23 protein-coding genes are annotated in these 23,265 nt (G+C 36.9%); 14 read left to right on the top strand and 9 right to left on the bottom strand.

The window, feature by feature from the left end; genetic code table 11:
- Positions 1 to 474 precede the first annotated feature (474 nt).
- From D9782_RS02855 to D9782_RS02840, 4 genes are all read left to right on the top strand, one after another.
- Entirely contained in the window at positions 475 to 2,709 is a 2,235-nt protein-coding gene (locus tag D9782_RS02855) for a ribonucleoside-diphosphate reductase subunit alpha (RefSeq protein ID WP_026683062.1), read from the top strand.
- A complete protein-coding gene (locus D9782_RS02850; protein WP_026683061.1) occupies positions 2,694 to 3,140 on the top strand; it encodes a flavodoxin in 447 nt (148 codons plus the stop codon). The genes D9782_RS02855 and D9782_RS02850 overlap by 16 nt, the downstream gene beginning before the upstream one ends.
- Positions 3,121 to 4,164 carry a ribonucleotide-diphosphate reductase subunit beta gene (locus D9782_RS02845; protein ID WP_026683060.1) on the top strand — a complete coding sequence of 348 codons (1,044 nt, stop codon included), beginning with the start codon at positions 3,121 to 3,123 and terminating at the stop codon, positions 4,162 to 4,164. The genes D9782_RS02850 and D9782_RS02845 overlap by 20 nt, the downstream gene beginning before the upstream one ends.
- A gap of 345 nt (positions 4,165 to 4,509) precedes the next feature.
- Positions 4,510 to 4,707, top strand: coding sequence for a hypothetical protein (locus tag D9782_RS02840; protein ID WP_121603754.1), 198 nt, complete (start codon positions 4,510 to 4,512; stop codon positions 4,705 to 4,707).
- A gap of 262 nt (positions 4,708 to 4,969) precedes the next feature.
- Here the strand turns inward: D9782_RS02840 and D9782_RS02835 are convergent, their stop codons facing one another.
- The gene (locus D9782_RS02835; RefSeq protein ID WP_121604024.1) at positions 4,970 to 6,238 is read right to left on the bottom strand and encodes a hypothetical protein; all 1,269 of its coding nucleotides are present in this window, start codon (positions 6,236 to 6,238) and stop codon (positions 4,970 to 4,972) included.
- A gap of 230 nt (positions 6,239 to 6,468) precedes the next feature.
- Here D9782_RS02835 and D9782_RS02830 point away from each other — a divergent pair, with 230 nt between their 5' ends.
- Positions 6,469 to 7,524, top strand: a complete 1,056-nt coding sequence (locus D9782_RS02830; protein ID WP_026682977.1) for a MerR family transcriptional regulator — start codon at positions 6,469 to 6,471, stop codon at positions 7,522 to 7,524.
- Positions 7,521 to 8,021 (top strand): GNAT family N-acetyltransferase, encoded by a 501-nt coding sequence (locus D9782_RS02825; protein ID WP_121604023.1) that lies wholly within the window; start codon positions 7,521 to 7,523, stop codon positions 8,019 to 8,021. Before D9782_RS02830 ends, D9782_RS02825 begins: the two co-directional genes overlap by 4 nt.
- Before the next feature lie 21 nt (positions 8,022 to 8,042).
- Here D9782_RS02825 and D9782_RS02820 read toward each other — a convergent pair whose 3' ends face one another.
- Positions 8,043 to 9,164 (bottom strand): N-acetylmuramoyl-L-alanine amidase family protein, encoded by a 1,122-nt coding sequence (locus D9782_RS02820; RefSeq protein WP_121604022.1) that lies wholly within the window; start codon positions 9,162 to 9,164, stop codon positions 8,043 to 8,045.
- Positions 9,165 to 9,661: 497 nt separating this feature from the next.
- On the opposite strand from D9782_RS02820, the gene D9782_RS02815 reads away from it, so the two are divergent.
- A complete protein-coding gene (locus D9782_RS02815) occupies positions 9,662 to 10,006 on the top strand; it encodes a hypothetical protein (protein ID WP_026682975.1) in 345 nt (114 codons plus the stop codon).
- A 168-nt stretch (positions 10,007 to 10,174) separates the two neighbouring features.
- Here D9782_RS02815 and D9782_RS02810 read toward each other — a convergent pair whose 3' ends face one another.
- Positions 10,175 to 10,711: a flavodoxin family protein gene (locus D9782_RS02810; RefSeq protein ID WP_026682974.1), complete on the bottom strand. Its 537-nt coding sequence runs from the start codon at positions 10,709 to 10,711 to the stop codon at positions 10,175 to 10,177.
- Positions 10,712 to 10,953: 242 nt separating this feature from the next.
- On the opposite strand from D9782_RS02810, the gene D9782_RS02805 reads away from it, so the two are divergent.
- The 3 genes from D9782_RS02805 (at position 10,954) to D9782_RS02795 (ending at position 12,577) form a co-directional block, all read left to right on the top strand.
- Complete coding sequence (locus tag D9782_RS02805) at positions 10,954 to 11,733, top strand: NUDIX domain-containing protein (RefSeq protein ID WP_121604021.1); 780 nt, start codon at positions 10,954 to 10,956, stop codon at positions 11,731 to 11,733.
- Positions 11,734 to 11,756: 23 nt separating this feature from the next.
- Positions 11,757 to 11,951, top strand: coding sequence for a shikimate kinase (locus D9782_RS23445; RefSeq protein WP_226983567.1), 195 nt, complete (start codon positions 11,757 to 11,759; stop codon positions 11,949 to 11,951).
- Between the two features lie 329 nt (positions 11,952 to 12,280).
- A complete protein-coding gene (locus tag D9782_RS02795; RefSeq protein WP_121604020.1) occupies positions 12,281 to 12,577 on the top strand; it encodes a DUF4306 domain-containing protein in 297 nt (98 codons plus the stop codon).
- 233 nt (positions 12,578 to 12,810) lie between these two features.
- On the opposite strand, the gene D9782_RS02790 is transcribed toward D9782_RS02795, so the two are convergent.
- The 5 genes from D9782_RS02790 to D9782_RS02770 are packed head-to-tail and all read right to left on the bottom strand — an operon-like array spanning position 12,811 to position 16,986.
- A complete protein-coding gene (locus D9782_RS02790; RefSeq protein ID WP_121604019.1) occupies positions 12,811 to 14,046 on the bottom strand; it encodes an ABC transporter permease in 1,236 nt (411 codons plus the stop codon).
- Entirely contained in the window at positions 14,039 to 14,971 is a 933-nt protein-coding gene (locus tag D9782_RS02785) for an ABC transporter ATP-binding protein (RefSeq protein WP_121604018.1), read from the bottom strand. The genes D9782_RS02790 and D9782_RS02785 overlap by 8 nt, the downstream gene beginning before the upstream one ends.
- Before the next feature lie 18 nt (positions 14,972 to 14,989).
- A complete protein-coding gene (locus D9782_RS02780; RefSeq protein WP_121604017.1) occupies positions 14,990 to 15,838 on the bottom strand; it encodes an ATP-binding cassette domain-containing protein in 849 nt (282 codons plus the stop codon).
- Entirely contained in the window at positions 15,835 to 16,236 is a 402-nt protein-coding gene (locus tag D9782_RS02775) for a GntR family transcriptional regulator (RefSeq protein WP_026682968.1), read from the bottom strand. The genes D9782_RS02780 and D9782_RS02775 overlap by 4 nt, the downstream gene beginning before the upstream one ends.
- Before the next feature lie 21 nt (positions 16,237 to 16,257).
- Entirely contained in the window at positions 16,258 to 16,986 is a 729-nt protein-coding gene (locus D9782_RS02770; RefSeq protein ID WP_121604016.1) for a hypothetical protein, read from the bottom strand.
- 238 nt (positions 16,987 to 17,224) lie between these two features.
- On the opposite strand from D9782_RS02770, the gene D9782_RS02765 reads away from it, so the two are divergent.
- The 3 genes from D9782_RS02765 (at position 17,225) to D9782_RS02755 (ending at position 19,628) form a co-directional block, all read left to right on the top strand.
- Complete coding sequence (locus D9782_RS02765; protein ID WP_034679828.1) at positions 17,225 to 17,731, top strand: DoxX family protein; 507 nt, start codon at positions 17,225 to 17,227, stop codon at positions 17,729 to 17,731.
- Between the two features lie 440 nt (positions 17,732 to 18,171).
- Entirely contained in the window at positions 18,172 to 18,789 is a 618-nt protein-coding gene (locus tag D9782_RS02760; protein ID WP_026682965.1) for a superoxide dismutase family protein, read from the top strand.
- 122 nt (positions 18,790 to 18,911) lie between these two features.
- Complete coding sequence (locus D9782_RS02755) at positions 18,912 to 19,628, top strand: sulfite exporter TauE/SafE family protein (protein WP_121605802.1); 717 nt, start codon at positions 18,912 to 18,914, stop codon at positions 19,626 to 19,628.
- A gap of 579 nt (positions 19,629 to 20,207) precedes the next feature.
- Here the strand turns inward: D9782_RS02755 and gntK are convergent.
- The gene (gene gntK, locus D9782_RS02750; protein ID WP_121604015.1) at positions 20,208 to 21,749 is read right to left on the bottom strand and encodes a gluconokinase; all 1,542 of its coding nucleotides are present in this window, start codon (positions 21,747 to 21,749) and stop codon (positions 20,208 to 20,210) included.
- Positions 21,750 to 22,069: 320 nt separating this feature from the next.
- Between gntK and D9782_RS02745 the strand changes: the two genes are divergently transcribed.
- Complete coding sequence (locus D9782_RS02745) at positions 22,070 to 23,260, top strand: MFS transporter (protein ID WP_226983566.1); 1,191 nt, start codon at positions 22,070 to 22,072, stop codon at positions 23,258 to 23,260.
- Positions 23,261 to 23,265 lie beyond the last annotated feature (5 nt).

The following is a 23,265-nucleotide window of genomic DNA, read 5'->3' as shown; positions in this document are numbered from 1 at the left end:
GTTGTAAGACGTCTATGACTGTTAGCCTGTTCTCTATCATAGGGAATATTTTCTATTAAATTTTTAAAGCAGTTTCTAGCATTGTTTTATCTCAATTTTGACCGTTTTTGAACGTTCTGTCGTCTCTATTTTTTCGCTAAAATGATTGCATTCCGGAATGTTATATGCTAAGCTTTTAACACAATATATCGTAAAATTGTTAAGAAACAAATACTATATATAGTGTTTTTATGATATTTAAGTAACCGATTTCGTGTTAGAAAATTGAGATTGTTGAGAACCCAAAAGGATCAAGAATTCTATCCTCACGAGATACAGCGGTTTTTTATTTTTGCATGATAATTATTAAAATTAATAGATATTCATTTTTTACTAGGATCTGTTTCATGTCTTGCGAAAAAGGTTAATGACAGGGGCGTATTTCTTACTAGATCGCTGAACAGGATTTAGAAGCAGTTAAAGGGAGGATTATAGATGATCATTGAATTGACATCGAATAAAGAGAAACTTATAGAAGTAATTGATAATGCTGCGCAAGGACTAGCTATTCACACAGAAGCATACAAGCAAAAAGCGTTTAAAACCATACATGAGGATACACCAATTGAAAAAGCAATTGATATGCTTGTTAAAAATGCATTGGAAAATATTGATGAATCTGAACCAGAATGGACATATCTAGCAAGCCGTATTTATTTACAAGAACTGTATCGTCAAGCAGGTGAGAATCGTCAATATGATGGACATGCAAAGTATGGCGATTTCTACGCATTATTAAACATGCTTACGGATAAAAAGATTTATAAGCCTACATTACTTGATACGTATACAAAAGAAGAGATTGATTATTTTGCACAACAAATAAACGCAGCAAAAGATTTATCATTTACATATCTAGGATTATATACGTTAGCAACTCGTTACCTTGCAACGGATCATGATAAGAACGTTTTTGAACTTCCGCAAGAACGTTGGATGGTTATTGCAATGACGTTAATGCAACATGAGGATAAGGCACATCGTACGGAACATGTCTTGGAAGCTTATTGGGCACTAAGCAATCTCTATATGACAGTTGCTACACCGACACTTGCGAACGCAGGTAAGACTCATGGCCAACTTTCAAGCTGTTTTATTGATACAGTAGATGATAGCTTACAATCAATTTACGACAGTAACACAGACATTGCTAAGCTATCGAAAAACGGTGGTGGAATTGGCGTATATATGGGTAAGATTCGTAGCCGCGGTAGCTCTATTAAAGGATTTAAAGGTATGTCGAGTGGTGTTGTCCCATGGATTAAACAATTAAACAATACAGCAGTAAATGTGGATCAGCTAGGAACCAGAAAAGGTGCAATTGCTGTATATTTAGATGTTTGGCATCGTGATATTGAAGCATTCCTTGATCTTAAGCTAAATAATGGGGATGATCGCATGCGTGCCCATGATATCTTTACAGGTGTAACACTTCCAGACCTATTTATGGAACAGGTAGAAAAACGTGAAGACTGGTATTTATTTGATCCACATGAAGTTCGGCAAGTAATGGGCTATTCATTAGAGGACTTTTATGATGAAGCAAAAGGAAACGGTACGTGGCGTGAAAAATATCAAGAATGTGTGGAATCCGATCAGTTAACAAAGCGAAAAATACCAGCGATCGATATTATGAAGCGCATTATGAAGTCACAGCTTGAATCAGGTACACCATTTATGTTTTACCGTGATGAAGTAAATCGTCAGAACAGTAATAGTCATAATGGAATGATCTATTGTTCTAATCTATGTACAGAAATTACACAAAACCAATCTCCATCTGAATTTATGGAGGAATTTCTTGAAGGTGAGAGCACGATCGTCAAGAAATATCAATCAGGAGATTATGTGGTTTGTAATTTAAGTTCGATTAATTTGGGTAAGGCTGTTCCAGACGAAATATTAGAACGGTTAATTAAAATTCAAGTGCGTATGTTAGATAATGTGATAGATATCAATAATTTACCGATTATGCAGGCGCAGTTAACGAACAAAAAATACCGTGCTATCGGACTTGGAACATTTGGTTGGCACCATTTATTAGCAAGAAAGAATTTGCAATGGGAAACCGATGAAGCAGTAAACTATGCGAATGATTTATACGAAAAAATTGCTTTCTTGACAATTAAGTCCAGCATGGAATTAAGTAAAGAAAAAGGAAGCTATCCAGCGTACGAAGGCAGTAAGTGGAGCTCAGGAGAATATTTTGATTTGAAGGGTTATCATAAAGGCGAGTGGCTAACATTAAAAGAAGCTGTTAAAGAACACGGTATGCGTAACGGCTATTTAATGGCAGTTGCACCGAACTCAACAACAGCAATGATTGCTGGCTCAACAGCTAGTATTGACCCAATCTTCAAGCCGTTCTATAACGAAGAGAAGAAGGATTTTAAAATTCCTGTCACTGCACCAGATTTAACGCATGAGACATATAATGTATATCGACGTTCTGCTTATATTGTGGATCAGCGTTGGTCTGTAAAACAAAATGCTGCAAGACAAAAGCATATTGATCAAAGTCTATCATTTAATTTTTATGTTCCGAATACGATTAGAGCTTCCGTGTTACTGGACCTTCATTTACAAGCTTGGAGAGAGGGCTTAAAAACTACCTATTACGTTCGATCCACCTCAAGTGAAGTTGAGGAATGTGAGTGGTGTCAAAGTTGAGGGCGTTAATTGCGTACTTGACATATAGTGGTAATACACAAGAAGTAGCTACGATTATTGAAGATGCCTTAAATCAGGAAGGGTTTACTACGGCGGTTCACCGAATTGGAATTGACCCGCCGATACGTCCGTCCGAATATGATATACTATTTATCGGCACCTTTACTTGGGATAAAGGAAGTACACCAGAGGAAGTAAAAGATTTTATACTGGAAGTAGGCTATAAACCAAGTAATGTTGCCATATTTGGAACGGGAGATACACAGTTTGGCGGAGACGACTTATTTTGTAGAGCAGTTGATAAATTAAGTCATTTTTATAACAGTCCATGGCAGGGGTTGAAGGTTGAACAATCCCCACGTGGTTTACAAGAATCAAAAGTGAAAGACTGGGTGGAAGGAGTACTGCATCATGTCAAAAGTCATGCTTGAAAAAGCGAAAACATTAGAGCCACTAAATCCAAATAAGTCCACGGGGATTTTTGGAGGTAAATCAAGTGGTATTCTGAATTGGAATGATATTGCTTATCCACACTGGTATAAAATGTACAAGCGACTTGTCGGAAATTATTGGCAAGCAGATGAAGTGAATATGCAGAGCGATATCAAACAATTTCCTTCTTTATCAGAAGAAGAACAAGATGCATATCTAAAAATTATTGGATTGTTATCAACATTAGATGCACCACAAACGAGAACAGCATTATTACTATCTTTATATGCAACAGATCCATCGGTTCAATCGATTATGGCAGTAATCGCACAGCAGGAAGCTGTGCATAATGAAAGTTATTCCTATGTTCTATCCTCTGTTGTCTCACTAGACGAACAGAATAAGTCCTTTCAATTAGGAAGAAAGGATCCCATTTTACTTAAACGTAATGAAAATCTAATTAAGCAATATAACGCATTTGTTGAAGAGCCATCGATTGAAAATATTTTAAAAACGATGGTCTATACATCGCTATTAGAAGGGATGTTCTTCTATTCCGGCTTTGCATTTTTCTATAATCTAGCACGCCATAATAAGATGGTTGGAACTTCTACGATGATCAGTTATATTAATAGGGATGAGTTAGAGCATGGTCGATTTATTTCGGAGCTATTCCGTGCGACATTGGCTGAAAATCCAGAATATAACACGGAATCATTTACACAATGGGTATATGATCACTTCAAAGAGTCCGTAGAATTAGAGATTGAATGGTCTAACTATGTATTAGGTAATGTAGAAGGCATTGATTTAGATGAAATGGCAGGTTATATAAAATATCGTGCAAATAAAATGCTTCGTATGATGGGGTTACAAGATATTTATCCAGATCACTTGGATAATCCACTAAAATGGATTAGAGCTTATGTGGATAATTTTGATGGAACAAAAACAGATTTCTTTGAACAGAAATCACGTCAATATACTAAGACAAGTGACCTAAACGGATTTGATGATTTATAAAAAAGAAATCGACGATATCGCCGATTCCTCAAGCTGTCGAGAAATTCGACAGCTTATTTTATAAGTTAAGAAAGTATAAAATAGTGCAATGACTGCGTTAAGCCAAGTAGTTATTTTGAAATGTTTGATGTATATTGGCAATGCTCCGACTAATTACTTCGCTTTCCGCGGGCACGGCCTCAACTAACTTTGCAAAGAAGAACACGTTGCAAAGTGGATTTTCGGCTCGCGCTAATCCCGCAGGAGTCTACGTAATTAGTCTCCGCTATGAGAAGGTGCACCAATTCTTGTCATAAGTAATAGGTTGACTTTTTTTTACAATGGGTAAAGTGAAAATCGCTATCCGTGAGTATAAAAGCAGCTGTGTTACTTCATGCTAGCGTTGTAGAGCCTGATAATAGCGAAGGGCGGCCACTTCAACTCCTGTGGGAAATGTTTGACCTGAAGATCCACTTTTTTGAGCGGGTTTTGCTAAAAAAGTTAGCGGAAGGACAAACCCCACGGAAAGGGAAGTGGGCAGCCGGAGTGGTGGTCAAGCAGTAGCTATTATTCCATAATAGCTACTAGAGGAAGCGTAAATCTGAGCATTTAGTGATAAGGACTGAGCGAATTTTGCTCCGTTTTTCTTATGCGTGTGCTAGATATAGAGCAAAAGTAGCTGCACCTATTAGAAACCTACTGCTTCTAGAGGCAGGGTATTTTGTTTGATTTTTTCCGCATATAACTGGCAGTAAGCCCCCAATTTCAAGCAATAAAGAGAACCAAGTGAGGGATAAACAAAACACCCACTAATTGAAGTTTTACTTTATTCGTCTAAGCTAATCATTTCCCCCGTTACTGCATCTACTACATAGCTACATTCAATTTTACCGCATAACATATACCTACCTTTTTGATAGACGTAGACAGGTGAGATCTCAAGGTAGCTACGGAGCTTTTCGGATGCTTCTCCCTTTGAAATAACAGGCATTTCTGCTTCTTTAAAATCACGAAAGACATCGAGCAATTGACGATTGTCCATATAATTAAGAGGCTTTAATGTTTTTGAATCCATAATAACCTTTATCTTAGGACCGATGATACGAAAATCTTGCTTTACTGGATGCAAGATTGCAAATAGGTAGTTGTGTTCCTGTTGAATGGTAGTTAGTTTCCATTGGCCATTGTCATCTGGTAACTCTTGCTGTAGTAGACGACTCACTTCTGTAATAATTCTAGTTTGTTCATCTTTGGAAATAGATCTTTTTCTATCAATCTCTTTATTATTGCTCAATGCCTCAGACTCGGAAATTTCTGGTGACAGATCGATTTTTTCTAGAGATATGGTAGAAGCGGAACTAGTATGGCTCCATGTGATAGGTTCAACGCTATTACAATAAATGATGGATTTTTCCACTTGATCATAGGAAATCGTCTTTCCTCCATTATTGGTAAGGAAGAACATAGATGTCCCGTATACGGAAATCCATTTTTGTTCATTCTCCACTGGAATTTCCATCAACTTGCAATGATCTAGAGCAATGGGTTCAACGATTTCCGACGTTAAAGCAAAGGGTTCCCACTGAACTTGATCCTCTGTAGGAAAGCTCCCATGGATAGAAAAGAGTGTAAGTTGTCCTTGCTCATTAAAGGTTATATCGATGTTCCCACCTGGATAGACGGGAATATTGTCTACAGCAGATCGGAAATGCATTTCATTTTTTGATTCCTCGACTAATTGAAACTGTCTACCATATTCTAGACCCGTCATTTCCTCAACCCATTCAATGATTTGTTCACTGGTTTGGTGAATGACAGTTAACGCCTCTGCATGAGCATAAGATATATCATTAACAAAGATTATTTTTTTGATTCGTTCACTATGAAGGTCTACATCAACAACGGCTGTTCCTGGAGGATTTAAGCCTTCTTCTGTTTCCGCTGCTTCATTAGGAAACCATTCCATGGTTAACTCATAGGATACGCCTTCATTAGGATTTTCTTCTTTAACAAAGCTGTGTCTTTTTAAATAATATTTATCTAGTCCCCATTCATCTGCTGTAACGTCAATCAATTTTTGTACTCGCTTATGCATATAGATACCCTCACTTTATTTCAGTTTGACATTAAATAGATAGTTCCTTTTATCTCGTTTATAACTGGCAGGAAGCCCCTACTTTATAACTTTGCCTATAGTATATCATTCCTTTAGGAACGAATTCACATATTACAAAATGATATAATGAGCAAAAATCAAAAAATCGAATTTTCCACTTTACATTAACGTAACGTCAAGGTTTATAGTGAAGTTGAGGAGGAAGGAATATGCAAATAAAAGAAGTAGCAAAGCAATTAAATACTACTCCGAGAGCAATTCGCTTTTATGAGGAGAAGGGATTAATTAAGCCTGCAAAGTTAGACAACAATGAGTATCGCAGCTTTTCTGAAGAAGATATTGCCCGATTAAGTACGATATTAGCTCTTCGAGAAATCGGATTTAGCGTTAGTGAGATATCCCACGTTCTAAACGAAGAACAGCGAAGCATTTCGCAGTATCTAAACATACAACGATCTGCTCTCTATGAAAAATGGCTCGAAATGAAGGATATGATTCATACGATCGATCAAATGCTAGATCGTACATCGGATGATTATGATAATATGCAAGCAATCTATCAATTAGCGACTCATTTAAAAAATTTAAAGGAAATTCGTCGAAATTGGCAAGACAAATGGAATTTTGATAGTCAAGCTAAGGATTATGATTCTAGTATCAAGATGCATGGCTATCGCTTTAATGTACATCAGGACTATGATAAGGCGTTAACAAAAGTAGTTGAAACCATCCAGCTAGAAGCTGGCAATACGTGCCTAGATATTGGAATTGGTACAGGAAATCTCGGTGCAAAGTTTTTACCCAAAGGAATAAACGTCATTGGCATTGATCAGTCCGAAAACATGTTACATGTTTGTAAACAAAAGCACCCAGCCATAGAAATACGTAAAGGACACTTTTTAGCCTTGCCGTTGATGGATCAGCAAGTAGATGGGATTGTTTCCAGCTATGCACTACATCATATTACTGACGAAGAAAAAATACTAGCATTACAGGAAATGGATCGAGTATTAAAAGCAGGTGGGCAAATTTGTATAGCTGATTTAATGTTTATTAATGAACGACAACGCAAGCAAGTTATGAAATATTTTCAGGATGCGGGCAATAAAGAGGCAATTTACGCCATAAAAGATGAATATTATGCGGATCGCTCTATCCTAATAGAATGGTTAAAAGAACATAACTATGATGTAAAAGCATATCCGTTTAATGATATTTTAAGCATGATTTATGCCCAAAAGACAGCTTGTGGTGATAAAGCATGAATAATACGCCAGCAGTTAGATTGGATTTCTTTCAAGATAAATATCTCGCTGATTTAACTTACTACCATTTATCAACAGATCAATTAATGTATACCGCACATCCTAAGGAAGCATTGGCTAAAGAAGCTTCAGAAGCAAGAAGACATGGGATTGTCATTCTGTTTCAACACCATGTTGCAGGTTTTTTTGTACTAGAGGATGGAGAAAGTCTTAAAATGTATAGTGATAACCAACAGGCATTACTGCTTTGCTCGTATTCCATTGCGTACAAGATGCAAGGGAGAGGAATTGCAAAACAATCACTTCTACAGTTACCTGCTTTTCTAAATTGCCACTTTCCGAAAAAAAATGAGGTTGTCCTTGGAGTAAACCATCAAAATATGATAGCACAACACGTTTATCAACAATGTGGATTTGTAGATAGTGGGAAAAGGATTATTGGGAAAAAAGGAGAACAATATGTACTACAATTAAACGTAATGGAAGCTATCCACTAATAACAGACAGCTTCCATTACGTTATTCTTGCACATAGTTTTTTAATCCATCGGTAACTGCTTCGGCTACCTTCGTTTCAAATGATTCACTTTGAATCTTGGCTAGATCATTTGGGTTTGTAATAAAACCAAGCTCCAGTAAAATAGATGGCGCATGATTTGTTCGTAGGACACGGTAGTTTTTCTGGAGTATCCCACGGTCTTTCATATCAATAGAAGCTGTTAGTGATGTATGCACATTTTCTGCTAATCGAAGATCATTTTTCTTAGAATAATAGAAGGTATTTAAGCCACTAACAGATGAATCAGGAAATGCATTATAATGAATGCTAATAAATGCGTTGGTCTTGTTAGAATGACTTAATTCAACTCTTCGATCTAATGATATATACGTATCCTTTGATCTCGTAGTCAGTACCGTTGCCCCAGCTTCACGTAGCTTATCAGCAATTTTCTGAGCGGTCGTAAATGTTAAATTTTTTTCGTATACATTCTTCAAGCCCATTGCCCCTGAATCTTTCCCGCCATGTCCTGGATCTAGCATGATATGATAACCATCAAGCGGTTTTGTCGCTGATGTTATACTTGATGTTTGCTGGTCTGGTGCTTTGATTGTGTGGGCGGATACACTTGCGTTTGTAGCTTCTTGAGCTGGGGTATCCGTATGCCAGGAAGCTATCCAACCGTTTTGTCCATTATTTACTTCTATTTGATGCCATTCACCCTTGGTTTCTATTAGTCTATAGCTTTTTCCAGCTGGTAATGTTCCAATACTAGAATAGCTAGAGCCAGGACCAGAGCGAATATGCGTGTTCTTTGTTACTACTTTTATTTTTTCTTCTTCTGTTTCTTTCGCTTCACTTACTTGTCCAATATTATGCAAATAATGCCCTGCTACCCATGCCTCCTTCCCATCATAAAATGTTTTAATCCATCCATATTTTTCCTCGAAGGCGACTAATTGATCACCAGCTTGTAGCTTACCGATGATTTCTGCTTGGTCTGATGGTTCACTTCTAACATTTAGCATTGTTTCTCCTACTTCAAAAAGCTCTCGAGTATCTGCTTGACTTTCATTAGGAAAAAAAAGCATAGATACAAAGATAACGACAAAGCTACTAACAATATAATAGATAAACCGCATAGCAATCTCCTCTTAATAGTAATTTAATGTAATAACAGTATGTACAAGGAGATAACTAATTAAACTATGTTTCTGAAAAATAAACTATGAAGTACTAGATTGCTAGATGGGTAGCAGGAATTAACACAAAAAATACCTCTATCCAGCATATAACTGGCAGTAGGACCCCCACCTCAAGCAATAAGGTGGAACCAATATAGATAAGTGGGGTATCGACTGCCAGTAAATGTCCGATTGGTTCAATGGTCTTTAGGTCATACCCTTGTGGTACTAACCATCAGTGGGGGGATAAACAAAACCCTGATAGGAGTTTCACTTTATCTAAAATAATCAACTGTCAAGATACTAATCTTATCTTTGTATTTGTTTTAGGGTTTGTTATAATGGTGTTTTACTATTACATGTGGAAGAGAGGGCTTCTATGAAAAAGTCTTCGGGAGATCGTAACGTTCATTATTAAACTTTTTAAGGAATTTGGAAAAAATGAGGGGATATCGTTGTTTTATTTTTGGTTACAAACTGCATATACACCTTTTCCAGTTACGGATATACTGATACCAGTGATGGTAGCTATCATGGCAACCATTGTTATGTCGATTGTTTATAAAAATAAGCCAAAAATTGATCGTGGTAGAGTGATTATCTATTTTCAGCTTAGTTACCGAAGAAAGTTAATTCGCAGCCTTTGGACGTTTCCTATTCATATAGCAATTATTTTACTGGCCATCTATATTACTCATATGCGGCCGACTGTCGAAATTCTAGTTTTTATCGCTTTTCTAACTGGCAACTGTTTGCAAATTGGCTATAACTATTGCATGTATAAAAAGACAGAGGCTTAACCTACAGTAAAAAAACAACAGCTAACAAAAGCCGTTGTCATAAGTGTTACATAACTTTATCCCGCATATGGCAGTAAGCCCCCACCTCAAGTAATAAAGTTAAATGGGGGTTTTTGTCTTACTCTCTTTCTGATAGCAGACAGCTGTCGTTTATTAATGTATACCAATTCAATCTATGTGAATGAGCGTTGAAGCAGCAGTCAGTGCAACTTGATCATTAACAATGTCTCCAGGTCGTCTTGCTTGGCCAATCACGTAATCTTTTAGTGTCATTCCATAAAATTCACAGATATAATTGAATTGCTGAATAAGCGGTAGTCCCTTTACTCGTGGATGATCACCGCCAACAATTATTAGATAAACATTTTTCTCTTTTAATGCGACACGAAAATGTGAATAGCTGTCGTCTCTTAAAATTTGTGACCAACGATCAATAAAGGTTTTCATTGGACCAGACATCCCATACCAGTAAATTGGTGTAGAGAAAACAAGCGTATCGTGCTCTAACAGTTGATCGATTAACTGTGTATGATCATCCTCAACTACTGGAAATCCTTCTGGTGCATGACGTTTATCAATAATTGGTTGAATATCATGATCGCGTAAATAAATATGGGTTCCTTTCTCTTTAGGAACTGCTTGATACGTTAAATATTCCGTATTTCCATTAACTCGAGTGGAACCATGAAATACAGCAATTTTCATGTATTATCCTCCCTATGAAAGATTTTTCAGGATGAATGAAGCCGTATTTAGCAAAAGACTGTAGTGTTTTTACCATCTTAACAGGCATAATCCTATGGATACCTTGGACGGTAAGGAATCCTAAAAACTCATGAAATTTTTCCTTTTCTTAAATTGTATTCTTCAGCAGGTATTTTAGAAGTGAGAGAAGAATCTTATTTATAGATAAAATAAATGATTTAGCTAAAGGAGTTATTCCAAAGATGATATATAGAAAGAAAACATACAAATTGAAAAAGGGCACCGTTGAAGCTTTTAATAACTTCTTTCATGAATATTTGCTTCCGAATCAGCTTACCTATGGGGCAAACCTTGTTGGCAGATGGGTAAATCAATCAAACGATGAAATAACAGCTATGTGGGCATATAATAATATGGAGGAATATGAGCGTATCGAAGCGAACATTAGAGCAAGTGACTTACATAAAATGGGACACAAAAAAAGAAAAGAATTGGGGGATATCATTATAGATAGTCGTCAGGAATTCTTAACTTCTACAGGAAACGATCAATATCCTAAGCATATAGTTTCTGTTAGTGGTTATATAACGAATGATCAGGGGGAAGTTCTACTAGTACGTAATATGGATCGTGCAGATACCATGGAGATACCAGGAGGACAAGTGGAAGAAGAGGAGTCATTATTAGAAGCAGTACATCGAGAAATTAAGGAAGAAACAGGAGCTATCGTCCAGATGGATGGTATAACTGGAATTTATCAGAATGTTACCAAGGGAATCATAAATATTGTATTTAGAGGAAAATACATATCTGGTGACTTACGCACGCAAGAAGAGGAAACAACAGAAGTGTGCTTTAGAAAATTAACACCTACGAATACATCTCAATATATTACACGAGAGCATTTTTTAGATAGGGTATTAGATGCAATGCATCCAACCTACATCCCATATGAAGCATTCGAAGTAAGACCGCATCACATACTTCATCAGCTGAGACCTAGTATAAAGCAAGAACAGTAATAAAGAATGTAGGTGAGCCACAGTTGAAGATTCCAAGTAAGATACGTATCATTGGTTCTGTAGGTAGTGGGAAGACGACGTTAGCTAAGTTGCTGGCGAAACAGCTTCGTATAACCTATTATGAATTGGACAATGTCGTGTGGTATAGAAGGAAGACAGGGGATATAAAAAGAACAATCGAAGAACGTAAGAAGATACTTTCAAGCATATGTCAATAATTTGCTTGGATTATTGAAGGTGTTCATCGTGATAATTTGGTAATTCCTAGTATTAAACACGCAGATCTTATTATCATATTGGATACGAATAAACATGTTCGGTCGTTTCGAATTTGTAAAAGATTCCTAAGGCAGAAGTTAGGCATCGAACCTGCCAATTATCAACCTACACTTTCTATATTTATCAGTATGTTGCAGTGGAATAGACAATTTGAGCAGAAAAGACAGGATATTTGCAATATGTTGAGCAGCTATAACGATAAACAGGTCATTATAACTAATAAACAGGCATTAATAACCTATTTGAGTACTTTAAGGGTGAATCACGAATGAAAAAAATAATCGTTTTCATCGTATTACTGATCGTTTCCATATATACATTATTTCTAACCTCTTGGACTGGTTCCTACCTGATGCTCGAGCCTAATTGGCAAGATAAGACGATATTTACACCTGAGGATGTATCAGACCCAAGAGATATATACTTTATCGATCAATGGCTATATGCGTTTACCATTCACCCTATTACTAGCACGATATTTATAATAGCTAGTATTGTAGTGGTTAGTATGATTATATTTCACTTTAGAAAACGAAGGAAAAAGAAGAAGCAGGATGAGGTTTAACGTAAATGGAGGGATAAGGAGTTGGAAAAATTTACCGAATAGGCAACGGAGTGCTTTGTTTGGTGATTTATTACGAAATACTGCTGACAGTAAGCCCCCCGCTGATTGAAGTTTTTACTTTGGTAGGCTGTAAACGAATCGAGAAACTGATTAACGTAGTAATAAAAAGCTGGAATTAAAGGAAGGAGCGGAGTGGAAATGTGATCTTCCCGCTCCTTAAAATGATCATAGGTTTAAGCGCGTATCCATTTCCATATTTCTGCAGGTGTAGCATTTTTACCATACATTAATATACCAACTTTAAATATCTTTCCAGCTAGTTTCATAAAGAACCAGACGCTGATGATTAGAATCGCCAATGAAATGGCAATTTCCATCCATGGCCATTCTTCTAAACTAGTTAATCGTAGTAAGAGAACCCCTGGAGAAGTAAAGGGAATATAAGAACCAATCTGAGCCATGAATCCATTTGGATCACTTAAGACCGGACCAATGAAAATGAATGGCAGAAATGGAAGCATCATGACCATTCCCTGAAAATTACCGGCAGTTGAAACGTCTGCCATCGTAGCTCCAACACCTACAAAAATAGAGGCGAAGAGAAGGTAGCCTAAGATGGCAATAGCAATATAAAAGGCTAGTTCAGGTACTAATAAATACTGCAAAATGGATATATCTACACGCCAAGCAATGATAGGCAACACAAGTGTAATGGAAACCACAGCCTGAATGAGACCCAGAACGAAATAGCCAATAATCTTTCCTTGCATAAGGTCTGCTGGTGTTAATGATGAAAGAATAATCTCTGCAATCTTATCTTTCTTCTCCTGTGACGCACTTTGGAATATCGCCATTCCTGTAAATACAATGGATAGCATGATAAATCCAGCGAACGCACCTGGTACAATTCGTTTCAGCGGGTCAGCTCCAGCTTCTTCTTCATTTACAGTTTCTTGCGCTTCTTTAGATACAATCGCTTCAACAGAAACTCCACGTGAAAGCGTCGCAAGTTCTTTCTCGGTTAAACCAAGCTGCTTCATCTGCATCGTTTGTAATGGACCTGCCACAATTTGTGCCTGGTTGATAAAGTAAGGGGGTATCTCTTCAGAAGTGTAGGCTCGAATAACACCCTCTTCTAGTGAACGTTGATCAATAAATAAGTAGGCAGTATCATCTGTATCTTCTAATTCTTTGTTTACTTCTTCTTCACTTAAATCTGATTGTTTTAACTCCCAAGGGAGATCATTTGTTTTAACCGTATTCTCGATGGCAGAAAATAATTGAAGCTGATCATTTATAAAAACGGTTGTCAGCTCTTGTGTTTCCTCTGTATCAGACCCTCCAAAGGTATTTCCGAGTAGCATAAAACCAATTATGAGAACTGGTGTTAGAAACATGCCAATAATAAATGTCTTGTTTTTTAGATTTCGTTTGATCTCCCATTTGGCTACCTTCATGGTATTACGCATGCTCCTCACCTTCTTCCTGTAATAGATTTTTGTCTGTTGCAATATCAATAAAAATTTCATGGAGTGAAATACGATTCAGCGTAAGTTCCTGAATGTTAATATGATTCGGAAGCTGTCTTAGCCATGTTGCGGGCTGCACGTCCTTACTAAGGTAAATGATACTGCGGTCATCTTCCTGTTCGACCCGTTGAACATTAGGAAGTTTTGCTAAATCTTGTTTGTTATTTTTGCCGTGTATCGTACATTTAAAGTTAGCATACTCCATTTTTACATCTGTCATTTCACCATATATAACTTTTTGTCCGCGATGAATCATAAATAATCGATCTGCCATTTCCTCAACAAGATTCATTTGATGTGAGGATAATAATATGGCGGTACCATTCTGAGCGAGATTCCTAATTTCCTGCTTAAATAGCTCCTGACTGACAGGGTCAAGACCAGAAAATGGTTCATCTAAAATCAATAATTCTGGCTCATGAATAATGGAGGCAATAAATTGCACTTTTTGCCCCATCCCTTTGGATAACTCTTCCACATTAACCTTCTCTTTACCCTCTAGATCAAACTTTTTAAGGTAATCGAGTGCCCGTTGTTTCGCCTTATCTAGTGGATAGTCTTTTAATTCGGCTAAATAAAGTAAAATATCCATTACCTTAACATTTTTATAGAGGCCGCGCTCTTCTGGTAAATAACCAATTTTATGTCTTGGAATAGTAGCTCCTTTACTATGATGAAATGTAATGGATCCCTCATCCGGATACATGATTCCCATGATGTTACGAATGGTTGTTGATTTTCCTGCTCCATTAGGACCAAGAATAGCCATTATTTCTCCTTGTTTTACTTCAAAAGAAATATTGGAAATAATCTGTATCCCTTTAAAGGATTTACCTAAGCTTTTGACAGTAAGCATTGTGTTCAAGTCGACATCGTCCTTTCATTATTCAACTAATAATGTAATCATTTCTTCTAAATCTAAGCGTGCTTGAGAAGAGCTTTTTATATGTTGATTATGGAAATATGCCTCTGTATCATCTGGGTTATTCGAAATGATTTGGTTATTGGTTCGCAGTAATTCTCCAGGTATCCTTTCTTCAGGTAACGTATCGGATAACCAGTAGCGTTTAAACATATTATTTAATGCCTCTTTTTCATATGTTCCAACCCATTCCCCTCTTTTTAATACGCATAAGTAATCAGCAAGTTTCATAATATCTGAAGATTGATGGCTGGTCATAACGATGGCTCGATCTCCCCGCTCCATCCATGCTACGATCATATCCAGAAATACTTGCTTTGCAGGGATATCAATAAATGTTGTTGGCTCATCAAGCAGCAATAAAGGTGTGTTTTTCGGTAAGGTTAACGCAAGACATAACTTCTGTTGTGAGCCAGGAGATAAGTGAATAAACTTTTTATCTAGGGAAATATCGAAACGTTTCACCATTTCTTCAAATAAGTGTTCATCCCAATTTGGATAGTAAGGGGCAATAAATTTCTTAAGTGTTCTACCTGAGAAAGCATTCCAGCCAATTATTGGCTGTGGTTGGTAGCTTACGGTTGTCTTCCAACCTTCATCTGGACCATGGACAAATTTATTTAACACTTTAATGTTCCCTTTATCAGGCTTTACTAAATTCATAATTAACTTTAATATGGTGCTTTTTCCTGATCCGTTATTACCAACTAATGCTGTTATTGTTCCCGGTTCCAGCGTTAAATTTATAGGTCCAAGATGGAATGAATCTAAGCCTTTTTCTAGGTTGGAAATTTCCATTATTCCATTCAACTGTTATCATCCTTTCTAGTATGTGATTCCATCACTTCAGTAAAGATCTCCTTTATTTGATCTATCGTATAGTCATAGCTAAGTGCCGTATCAACTGCATTTTCAATCGTTTGGTACACCTCTGAAACCTTAACCTGCTGCTTCAGTGCATCTTCAATTTCAGCTACAAAGGTTCCTTTCCCTTGGGATGTACGAATAAACCCTTGGTATTCTAAGTTTTGATAGGCTCTTCGAATGGTGATAACACTTGTCTCCAGATCTTTGGATAGTGAGCGAATAGATGGTAAGGGAGCCCCTTCCGGTAACTGTCCACCTGCAATTAATGCCTTCAGTTGATTTTCGATTTGATGATATATTGGTTCACGAGATGACTTGGAAAGACGTATTGGCAATTCCACTTTAATTACTCCTTTCCAATTTTATATATAATCCAGTTTATTCATTATCTTTTTCATATAAATTTGATGAGCTTGGAGAGCAGCGCCAGCCAATCCGATAGACAGTATGGATGCAAGAAAAGGCCATTTTTTGGCAATAACGATAGACCAATATACGAAGCCATGATCAGTAAAAAAATAGATACCTAGAAAAGCAATGAACATCAAAAATAACACCATGATAGCAATAATAATGGTACCAATCGTTGTTGCAGCAAAGCCTCTTTCTCCTGCATCACTCATTGGAAATAACGTTCCAACATAAACAGCTGTCGACAACCAAATGACGGAGAAAGCAATATATGCGCTGATAGATAGCATTTCGTTTATAGGGGATACATAATAAAACAGTATCAAAAAGATAACTTGCCAAGGTAGTGAATAACAAAAATAGATTATAAATCTACTCTTAATAAGCACATCCTGCTTAATAGGTAATTGGAGTTGCATGATTAAGGTAGGTGACACTAAAAAATCTAAAGCCTGCTTTTGACTTTGAAACACCTTTGGTTTTGCCCAAAATCCCCCCATGAAAAAAAGGAAAATGAAGAAGAAATCATATCCCATAAAGTCATTATCTATGTAAGATTCTAGAGATGTGGCAAGAAAGGATAAGATAAACATTAAAAAGATAAAATAAAAGAAAAAGCCTTTTATCGAATGAGTTAATTCTAGTTTTGCTACTTGGTAAGCTTGCTTCCATTCCTTCATAAGTAAATCCTCCTTATACTGTTATACTGTGTATGTGTTTATATACAGTATATAGGATTAAGGTAGGGTGTCAAGAATAAATTTCCATCCTACATGAAATGGTAATAAAGTTATGAACTAAATGTGAAATAGTGAGCAAAGTGATTTAAATTTAAATGAATCATGGTAAACTATAGGTGTAGTAAGAAATACACAAGTTCTTGTGAAATAGTGAGCATTTGAAAAGGAGATGAAAGTAATGATCATGAATTTTATTCGCAATCATAAAGTGGCAGCAGGAATATTGGCAATCATACGTATTTATATTGGCTATGAATGGCTAACTGCCGGATATGGAAAAATAACTGGCGGTGGATTTGATGCTAGTGGATTTTTACAAGGTGCAATAGCAAGTGCAGGTGGTGAACACCCTGCAGTTCAAGGTTGGTGGGCTGTATTTCTAGAAAAAGTTGCACTTCCAAATGCAGAACTATTCACATTTCTTGTGATGTGGGGAGAATTATTAGTAGGTATTGCATTGATATTAGGAATTTTCACCAACTTCGCTGCTTTAATGGGAATAACAATGAATTTTGCCTTCTTATTTAGCGGAACAGTCAGCACAAATGCGCAAATGGTATTACTAACGACATTCTTACTTGTAGCTGGTTATAACGCTGGCAGATATGGATTGGATCGCTGGGTTATCCCATTTCTAAAAGATCATAAACCGACTGGCAAAAAAACAAACATGAAAGTGGCATAGTATTTAACCGATTTGATAGTTAAGCTTCTTAGCAAATAGATGTTAGATATGAAGTGGTTAATAATATAAAAAATGACAATCGTAAGTGAGCTGTCTTTAAAGGGCAGCTCACTTTTATTTTTGCCTAGGAAATTATAAAATGTACCCATGTGAATAACACGATTATAGCCATCCTACTTCGTGTTATAATTTCGAGTCTCATCTATGTTCTTAACTTTGGTATATATTGGTGTAATTGTCAGCGTCCTTATGGTGGGGGTGAGATAGATAACTTAGCTATACACGATTTTATTGCTGGAACATACGTCATTTAAAAGTAATAAAGGGGCTATTATCAGTAGTATACCTATTGTTTTCATCAATTTACGCTACTCTGATGTTTAAGGAGTCTAACAAAAGTGAATGATGATACTAAACATCCTCGAAGGGAGCGTAATGGTATGAAAAGGTCGTATGCTATACTAATTTTCGGATTGGTATTACTACTTCTAGCAGCGTGTAATCCAAATAATGAGGAGCAGCAAGGTAACGTCGATAAAAATAATGAACAAGATCAACAAAATGAAGATAGTCCAACTGTAGGGAATCCAGATAATGCAACTGCAGAGGAAGAGGTTCTCGTTTCATTAAAAGATAAAGATGATCATGTTGTTGCAACAGCGACACTAAAGCAAGTGAAATCGGGTGTTCATATAAAACTTAACGGAGAAAACTTACCACCTGGAACACATGGCTTTCATATTCATGAAACAGGATCCTGTCAACCGCCAGATTTTAAGTCGGCAGGGGGACATTTTAATCCTGGTCAAACTAAGCATGGAAAGAAGCACCCAGAAGGTCCTCATGCAGGCGATCTACCGAATATTGAAGTTGGGGAAGATGGTACCGTAAACACAGAAACAACAGCCGAATTGGTTACGCTGAAAAAAGGGAAAGATAATTCGCTTTATAAAGAGGGAGGAACAGCTTTAGTAATCCATGCTGGTGCAGATGATTATATATCTCAGCCATCAGGAGATGCAGGAGACCGTATAGCCTGTGGTGTAATAGCTGAATAGATCCAATGTGCCCGAGCGAGATAGCTCGGGCATTTTTCATGGCACAAGCAATCATTCATATTCTTTCAGCGTTCTTTGATATAATAAGGTTATCTAAAATTTACCATGCTGTAGGTGAGTATATGGAATCCATTTTTCTTTTTTCCTTCATTATATTAGTTGCTTCTATATTGCAAACGAGTACCGGATTTGGCTTTTCTATTATTGCTACACCTCTTTTGTTATTAATCTTTGAACCTAGAGAAGCAATCCAAATAAACTTAGTTATTTCATTAATTATTTCATGTGCACTAATCTATAAAATTAGACACGATGTAGATTTAGGTATTGTAAAAAGATTTGGATGGGGAAGTGTGTTTGGTTTACCTGTCGGTACAGTAATTTTTCTGCTTATTGATGTGGAGGTCTTGACGCTTATAATTAGTGTAACTATATTACTCTTAACCATATTATTAATGATGCAATTTCGTCTGAAACAAACAAATCATCGCGATTATATAGCTGGCGGATTTTCCGGAGCGTTTACAACAAGTATTGGTATGCCAGGCCCCCCCATTTTATTATATTTTTCGAGTACGAATACATCGAAGGAGACGCTGCGGGCAACAACGCTAGCATTTTACCTATTTATTTACATGATTAGCTTAATTATACAGGTTGTTGCTGCTGGAACGTCAAAGCAAATTTGGATAGCAAGTGCGTGGTCACTTCCGCTCGTGGTAATAGGGCTAATTACTGGTCAAATTCTTTTTAAAAGGATTAATCAAGCATTATTCCAAAAGTTAACATATGGGCTATTGTTGTTTACAGGAATATATTTATTAATCGAACAATTATAAATCGTTGTGAGTGTTAACTAGTCAACAAGAAGTTATCATATAATTAAAACGTTCCGTTACAAAGACGAGCCATGCATCTTCGATAATTACATAGGTTCTTTGAAAAAGTGTTCTTCTTTTTTAAGGAGTCTCTCATATTTTCAGGTGGTAAATTATTTATTCTAAAAAGATTATCTCGCATATAACTGGCAGTAAGCTCCCACCTCCAGTAATAAAGAGAACCCAATATGGATAAGCGTGGTCGACTGCCAGTAAATGTCCGATTTGTTTAAATGCCTTTGGTCATACCCTTGTGGTACTACCAATCCATGAAGAATAACAAAACCCCCCACGGCTTAAGTTTCACTTTATGGTTTTTAAAACGACGACTATCGTCGAACTCTCTGACGACTGTAATTTCTCCAATACCGGGAAGCGGAATAAGCACTTGAAATTCGAGACGATCTTTTGAAAGTTCAACTCAAAAGCTGTTACCTCTTTTAATTACGTCATACATTTTGCATAATCTTTTCCTGCTCGTATCTAATATCGTTGATTAAATTGAATGACACTTAGATATCAGCGAATAGTAATTTACCTCTAATAATTCGTGCTATGCTTTCGTTGAAAGTCCGCTATACACTGGTATTCATCTTCAAATAAATTTGATAAGCGAATAAAAATTGGAAGTAGCTCCCGATAAATATCGCTTGAATTTTTTTCTGGATAATGTGTATGCGTGCTGCCAATCATATCGGAAATACTTTGCAGGTCTTCAACTTCACCAAGGGCATACATTCCAAGAATCACAGCACCTAAACATGAGCTTTCATAACTTTTAGGCACGATAACTGGTTTATCAAAGACATCTGCCAATACCTGCCGCCACATCTCAGAACGAGCAAATCCACCTGTTGCTTGGATCCTTAATGGTTCTCCAATATGTTCCTGTAATGCTAGTAATACACTGTATAGATTGTAAATAACGCCCTCTAGTACTGCTCGTATCATATGTTGCTTTTGATGATGGATACTAAGCCCATAGAAAGAACCACGGGCATTAGCATTCCAAAATGGGGCACGTTCACCAGTCATATATGGATGGAAGAGCAATCCGTCCGCACCTGGATTTACTTTAGAGGCGATCTCAGTGAGCATGTCGTACGGATCAATACCTAGGCGTTTTGCTGTTTCGACCTCAGCATCAGCCAATTCCTCTCGGAGCCATCGTAGTATCATGCCTCCATTATTAACAGCTCCCCCAATGATCCAATGCTTCTCTGTTAATGCATAGCAAAAGGTCCTACCCTTTACATCGGTATGTGGTTTATTTGTAACTGTCCGTATGGCACCACTTGTACCAATTGTAACTGCAATAACACCTTGCTCCATTGCATCCACTCCGAGGTTAGAAAGAACGCCATCACTTGCGCCAATGACAAATTTCGTTGTTTGTTTAATTCCCATAAAATGACTCAGTTCATCGGATATGCCAGTGAATACTTCAGTGGTAGGAACCAGTTTAGAGAGTTGACTTGTTGATATCCCTGCTACACGTAATGCTTCTTCATCCCAATCCAACCTATTTAAATGCAATAAACCCGTTGCGGAAGCTATAGAATAATCAATAGCATAGGTTTTAAATAACCGAAAAAATACATATTCTTTAATGGAAATAAATTTTTTGGTCTGTCTAAATATCTCTGGCTTTTCTTCCCTCAACCACACTATTTTAGACAATGGAGACATTGGGTGAATAGGTGTCCCCGTGCGTAAATATAAAGCATGTCCATTATTTTCCTTTATTTGATCCGCGTACTTTGTACTTCGTGTATCTGCCCATGTAATGCTATTGGTTAAAAGTTGATCCGATTTATCCACAGCAATGAGACTATGCATTGCTGAGCTGAAGGAAATAAATGATACATCCATCGGTGAAATGTTGCTTTTTCGAATTGTTTCGCGAATACTACGGATCACTGCATCAAATATTTCCAATGGATTCTGTTCGGCAATCAATGGAGTTGGGGTGTGTAGCGGATAATGGATCGTATGATTTGAGGTAATTCTTCCATCTTTTGTAAAGAGTACCGCCTTTGTACTTGTTGTGCCTATGTCGACACCAAGGTAGTATGTAGTCATTTATATCCCTACTTTCAGTACATAACGAAGATACAATTGTATCCTCCTTGTATAATCATATTGTTTTTTTCATTGTATCAATAAAAGACAGAACTATACTAGTTGTACTGGTGATTAACGGTATATAAACATCTCCAACTGAATTGAATTTTCCCTTTATTTTCATTGGTAGTTGTCTCATCCACCTTACTGTTCAACAAAAAACAGTCACTCTTATAGAACAAGTAACTAAATGAATAGCTTCATAGTTTGTAATCATTGCTTTCTCCCTCCAAATCTGTATAATATATTTCGAGTGTCGAAGAAAAAGGAGGGTTATTGTGGATGCACAGCAAGCTACTACAAATAAATCTGGAAAAATCTGGACGCGTGACTTTATACTAATCTGTTTAGCTAATTTCTTTATTTTTCTAGGTTTTCAAATGACGCTCCCAACCCTGCCATTATTTGTGAAAGAGCTTGGTGGTAGTGATCAGCTAATCGGCATTATTGTTGGTATTTTTACATTTTCAGCACTTTTAATGAGACCATATGCTGGTCATGCACTGGAATCTAGAGGGAGACGCTTTGTTTATATGTTCGGTCTTGGTGTGTTTGTATTATCGGTTGGCTCTTTCGCCTTCGTTACAAGCATAGCCTTTTTACTTATGATGCGAATTGTTCAAGGAATAGGCTGGGGATTTTCAACCACAGCGACTGGAACAATTGCCACCGATCTTATTCCCCCTAAACGCCGTGGAGAGGGGATGGGTTATTTCGGATTATCAGGTAACATTGCTCTTGCCTTTGGTCCTTCACTTGGATTGACATTAGTAGATGTCATAACCTTTCCACAACTATTTCTAATCTGTGCTAGTGGTGGTTTGATTGCATTTATATTATCGAGTACAATCAGGTATAAAAAGGTAGACCAGTCTGAACATAAAACAGTTGCGGTGAAGTTCGATATCTTTGAAAAAACTGCAATACAGCCTTCCATGTTATTATTTTTTATTACCTTTACGTTTGGAGGAATTGCCACTTTCCTTCCGTTACACGCAGCAGAAAAAAGTGTAGCTGGAATCGAATCTTATTTTCTTGTATATGCCATTTTTTTAATGATTTCTCGTACCTTTGCTGGTAAAGTGTATGATCGAAAAGGGCATCTCTATGTCTTTTTACCAGGGACGGTTTTAATTTTTGGGGCAATGCTCTTATTAGCCTGGCTGCCAAATACTGCAGTTATGCTAATTGCAGCTGGTATGTATGGACTTGGATTTGGCTCTGTGCAGCCAGCCTTACAAGCATGGGCTGTTGAAAATGCGCCGGGTAATCGAAAGGGTATGGCAAATGCAACATTTTTCTCTTTCTTTGATTTAGGTATAGGGTTAGGCGCTATTATATTTGGACAAATTGCCTTTGTATTCAATTATTCTTTCATTTATGTAACAGCTGCAGGCTCTGTGTCGCTTTCGATTATTTTATATATATATCTAGTATGGAAGGCAGCTCGTAGTCATAATCGGCAGTAAAAAAC

Source organism: Virgibacillus sp. Bac332 (assembly GCF_003667785.1).
In the GTDB taxonomy this organism is placed as follows: Bacteria; Bacillota; Bacilli; order Bacillales; family Amphibacillaceae; genus Virgibacillus; species Virgibacillus salarius.
The sequence above is the reverse complement of the archived record's forward strand: the minus strand, read 5'-3'. Positions and strand labels throughout refer to the sequence as shown.

What these genes read in the sequence shown, in the direction of transcription:
- D9782_RS02855 (WP_026683062.1), top strand. Translation starts at nt 475, where the DNA reads ATGATCATTGAATTGACATCGAATAAAGAGAAACTTATAGAAGTAATT.
- D9782_RS02845 (WP_026683060.1), top strand. Translation starts at nt 3,121, where the DNA reads ATGTCAAAAGTCATGCTTGAAAAAGCGAAAACATTAGAGCCACTAAAT.
- D9782_RS02835 (WP_121604024.1), bottom strand. Translation starts at nt 6,238, where the DNA reads ATGCATAAGCGAGTACAAAAATTGATTGACGTTACAGCAGATGAATGG.
- D9782_RS02830 (WP_026682977.1), top strand. Translation starts at nt 6,469, where the DNA reads ATGCAAATAAAAGAAGTAGCAAAGCAATTAAATACTACTCCGAGAGCA.
- D9782_RS02825 (WP_121604023.1), top strand. Translation starts at nt 7,521, where the DNA reads ATGAATAATACGCCAGCAGTTAGATTGGATTTCTTTCAAGATAAATAT.
- D9782_RS02820 (WP_121604022.1), bottom strand. Translation starts at nt 9,164, where the DNA reads ATGCGGTTTATCTATTATATTGTTAGTAGCTTTGTCGTTATCTTTGTA.
- D9782_RS02810 (WP_026682974.1), bottom strand. Translation starts at nt 10,711, where the DNA reads ATGAAAATTGCTGTATTTCATGGTTCCACTCGAGTTAATGGAAATACG.
- D9782_RS02805 (WP_121604021.1), top strand. Translation starts at nt 10,954, where the DNA reads ATGATATATAGAAAGAAAACATACAAATTGAAAAAGGGCACCGTTGAA.
- D9782_RS02795 (WP_121604020.1), top strand. Translation starts at nt 12,281, where the DNA reads ATGAAAAAAATAATCGTTTTCATCGTATTACTGATCGTTTCCATATAT.
- D9782_RS02790 (WP_121604019.1), bottom strand. Translation starts at nt 14,046, where the DNA reads ATGCGTAATACCATGAAGGTAGCCAAATGGGAGATCAAACGAAATCTA.
- D9782_RS02770 (WP_121604016.1), bottom strand. Translation starts at nt 16,986, where the DNA reads ATGAAGGAATGGAAGCAAGCTTACCAAGTAGCAAAACTAGAATTAACT.
- D9782_RS02765 (WP_034679828.1), top strand. Translation starts at nt 17,225, where the DNA reads ATGATCATGAATTTTATTCGCAATCATAAAGTGGCAGCAGGAATATTG.
- D9782_RS02760 (WP_026682965.1), top strand. Translation starts at nt 18,172, where the DNA reads ATGAAAAGGTCGTATGCTATACTAATTTTCGGATTGGTATTACTACTT.
- D9782_RS02755 (WP_121605802.1), top strand. Translation starts at nt 18,912, where the DNA reads ATGGAATCCATTTTTCTTTTTTCCTTCATTATATTAGTTGCTTCTATA.
- gntK (WP_121604015.1), bottom strand. Translation starts at nt 21,749, where the DNA reads ATGACTACATACTACCTTGGTGTCGACATAGGCACAACAAGTACAAAG.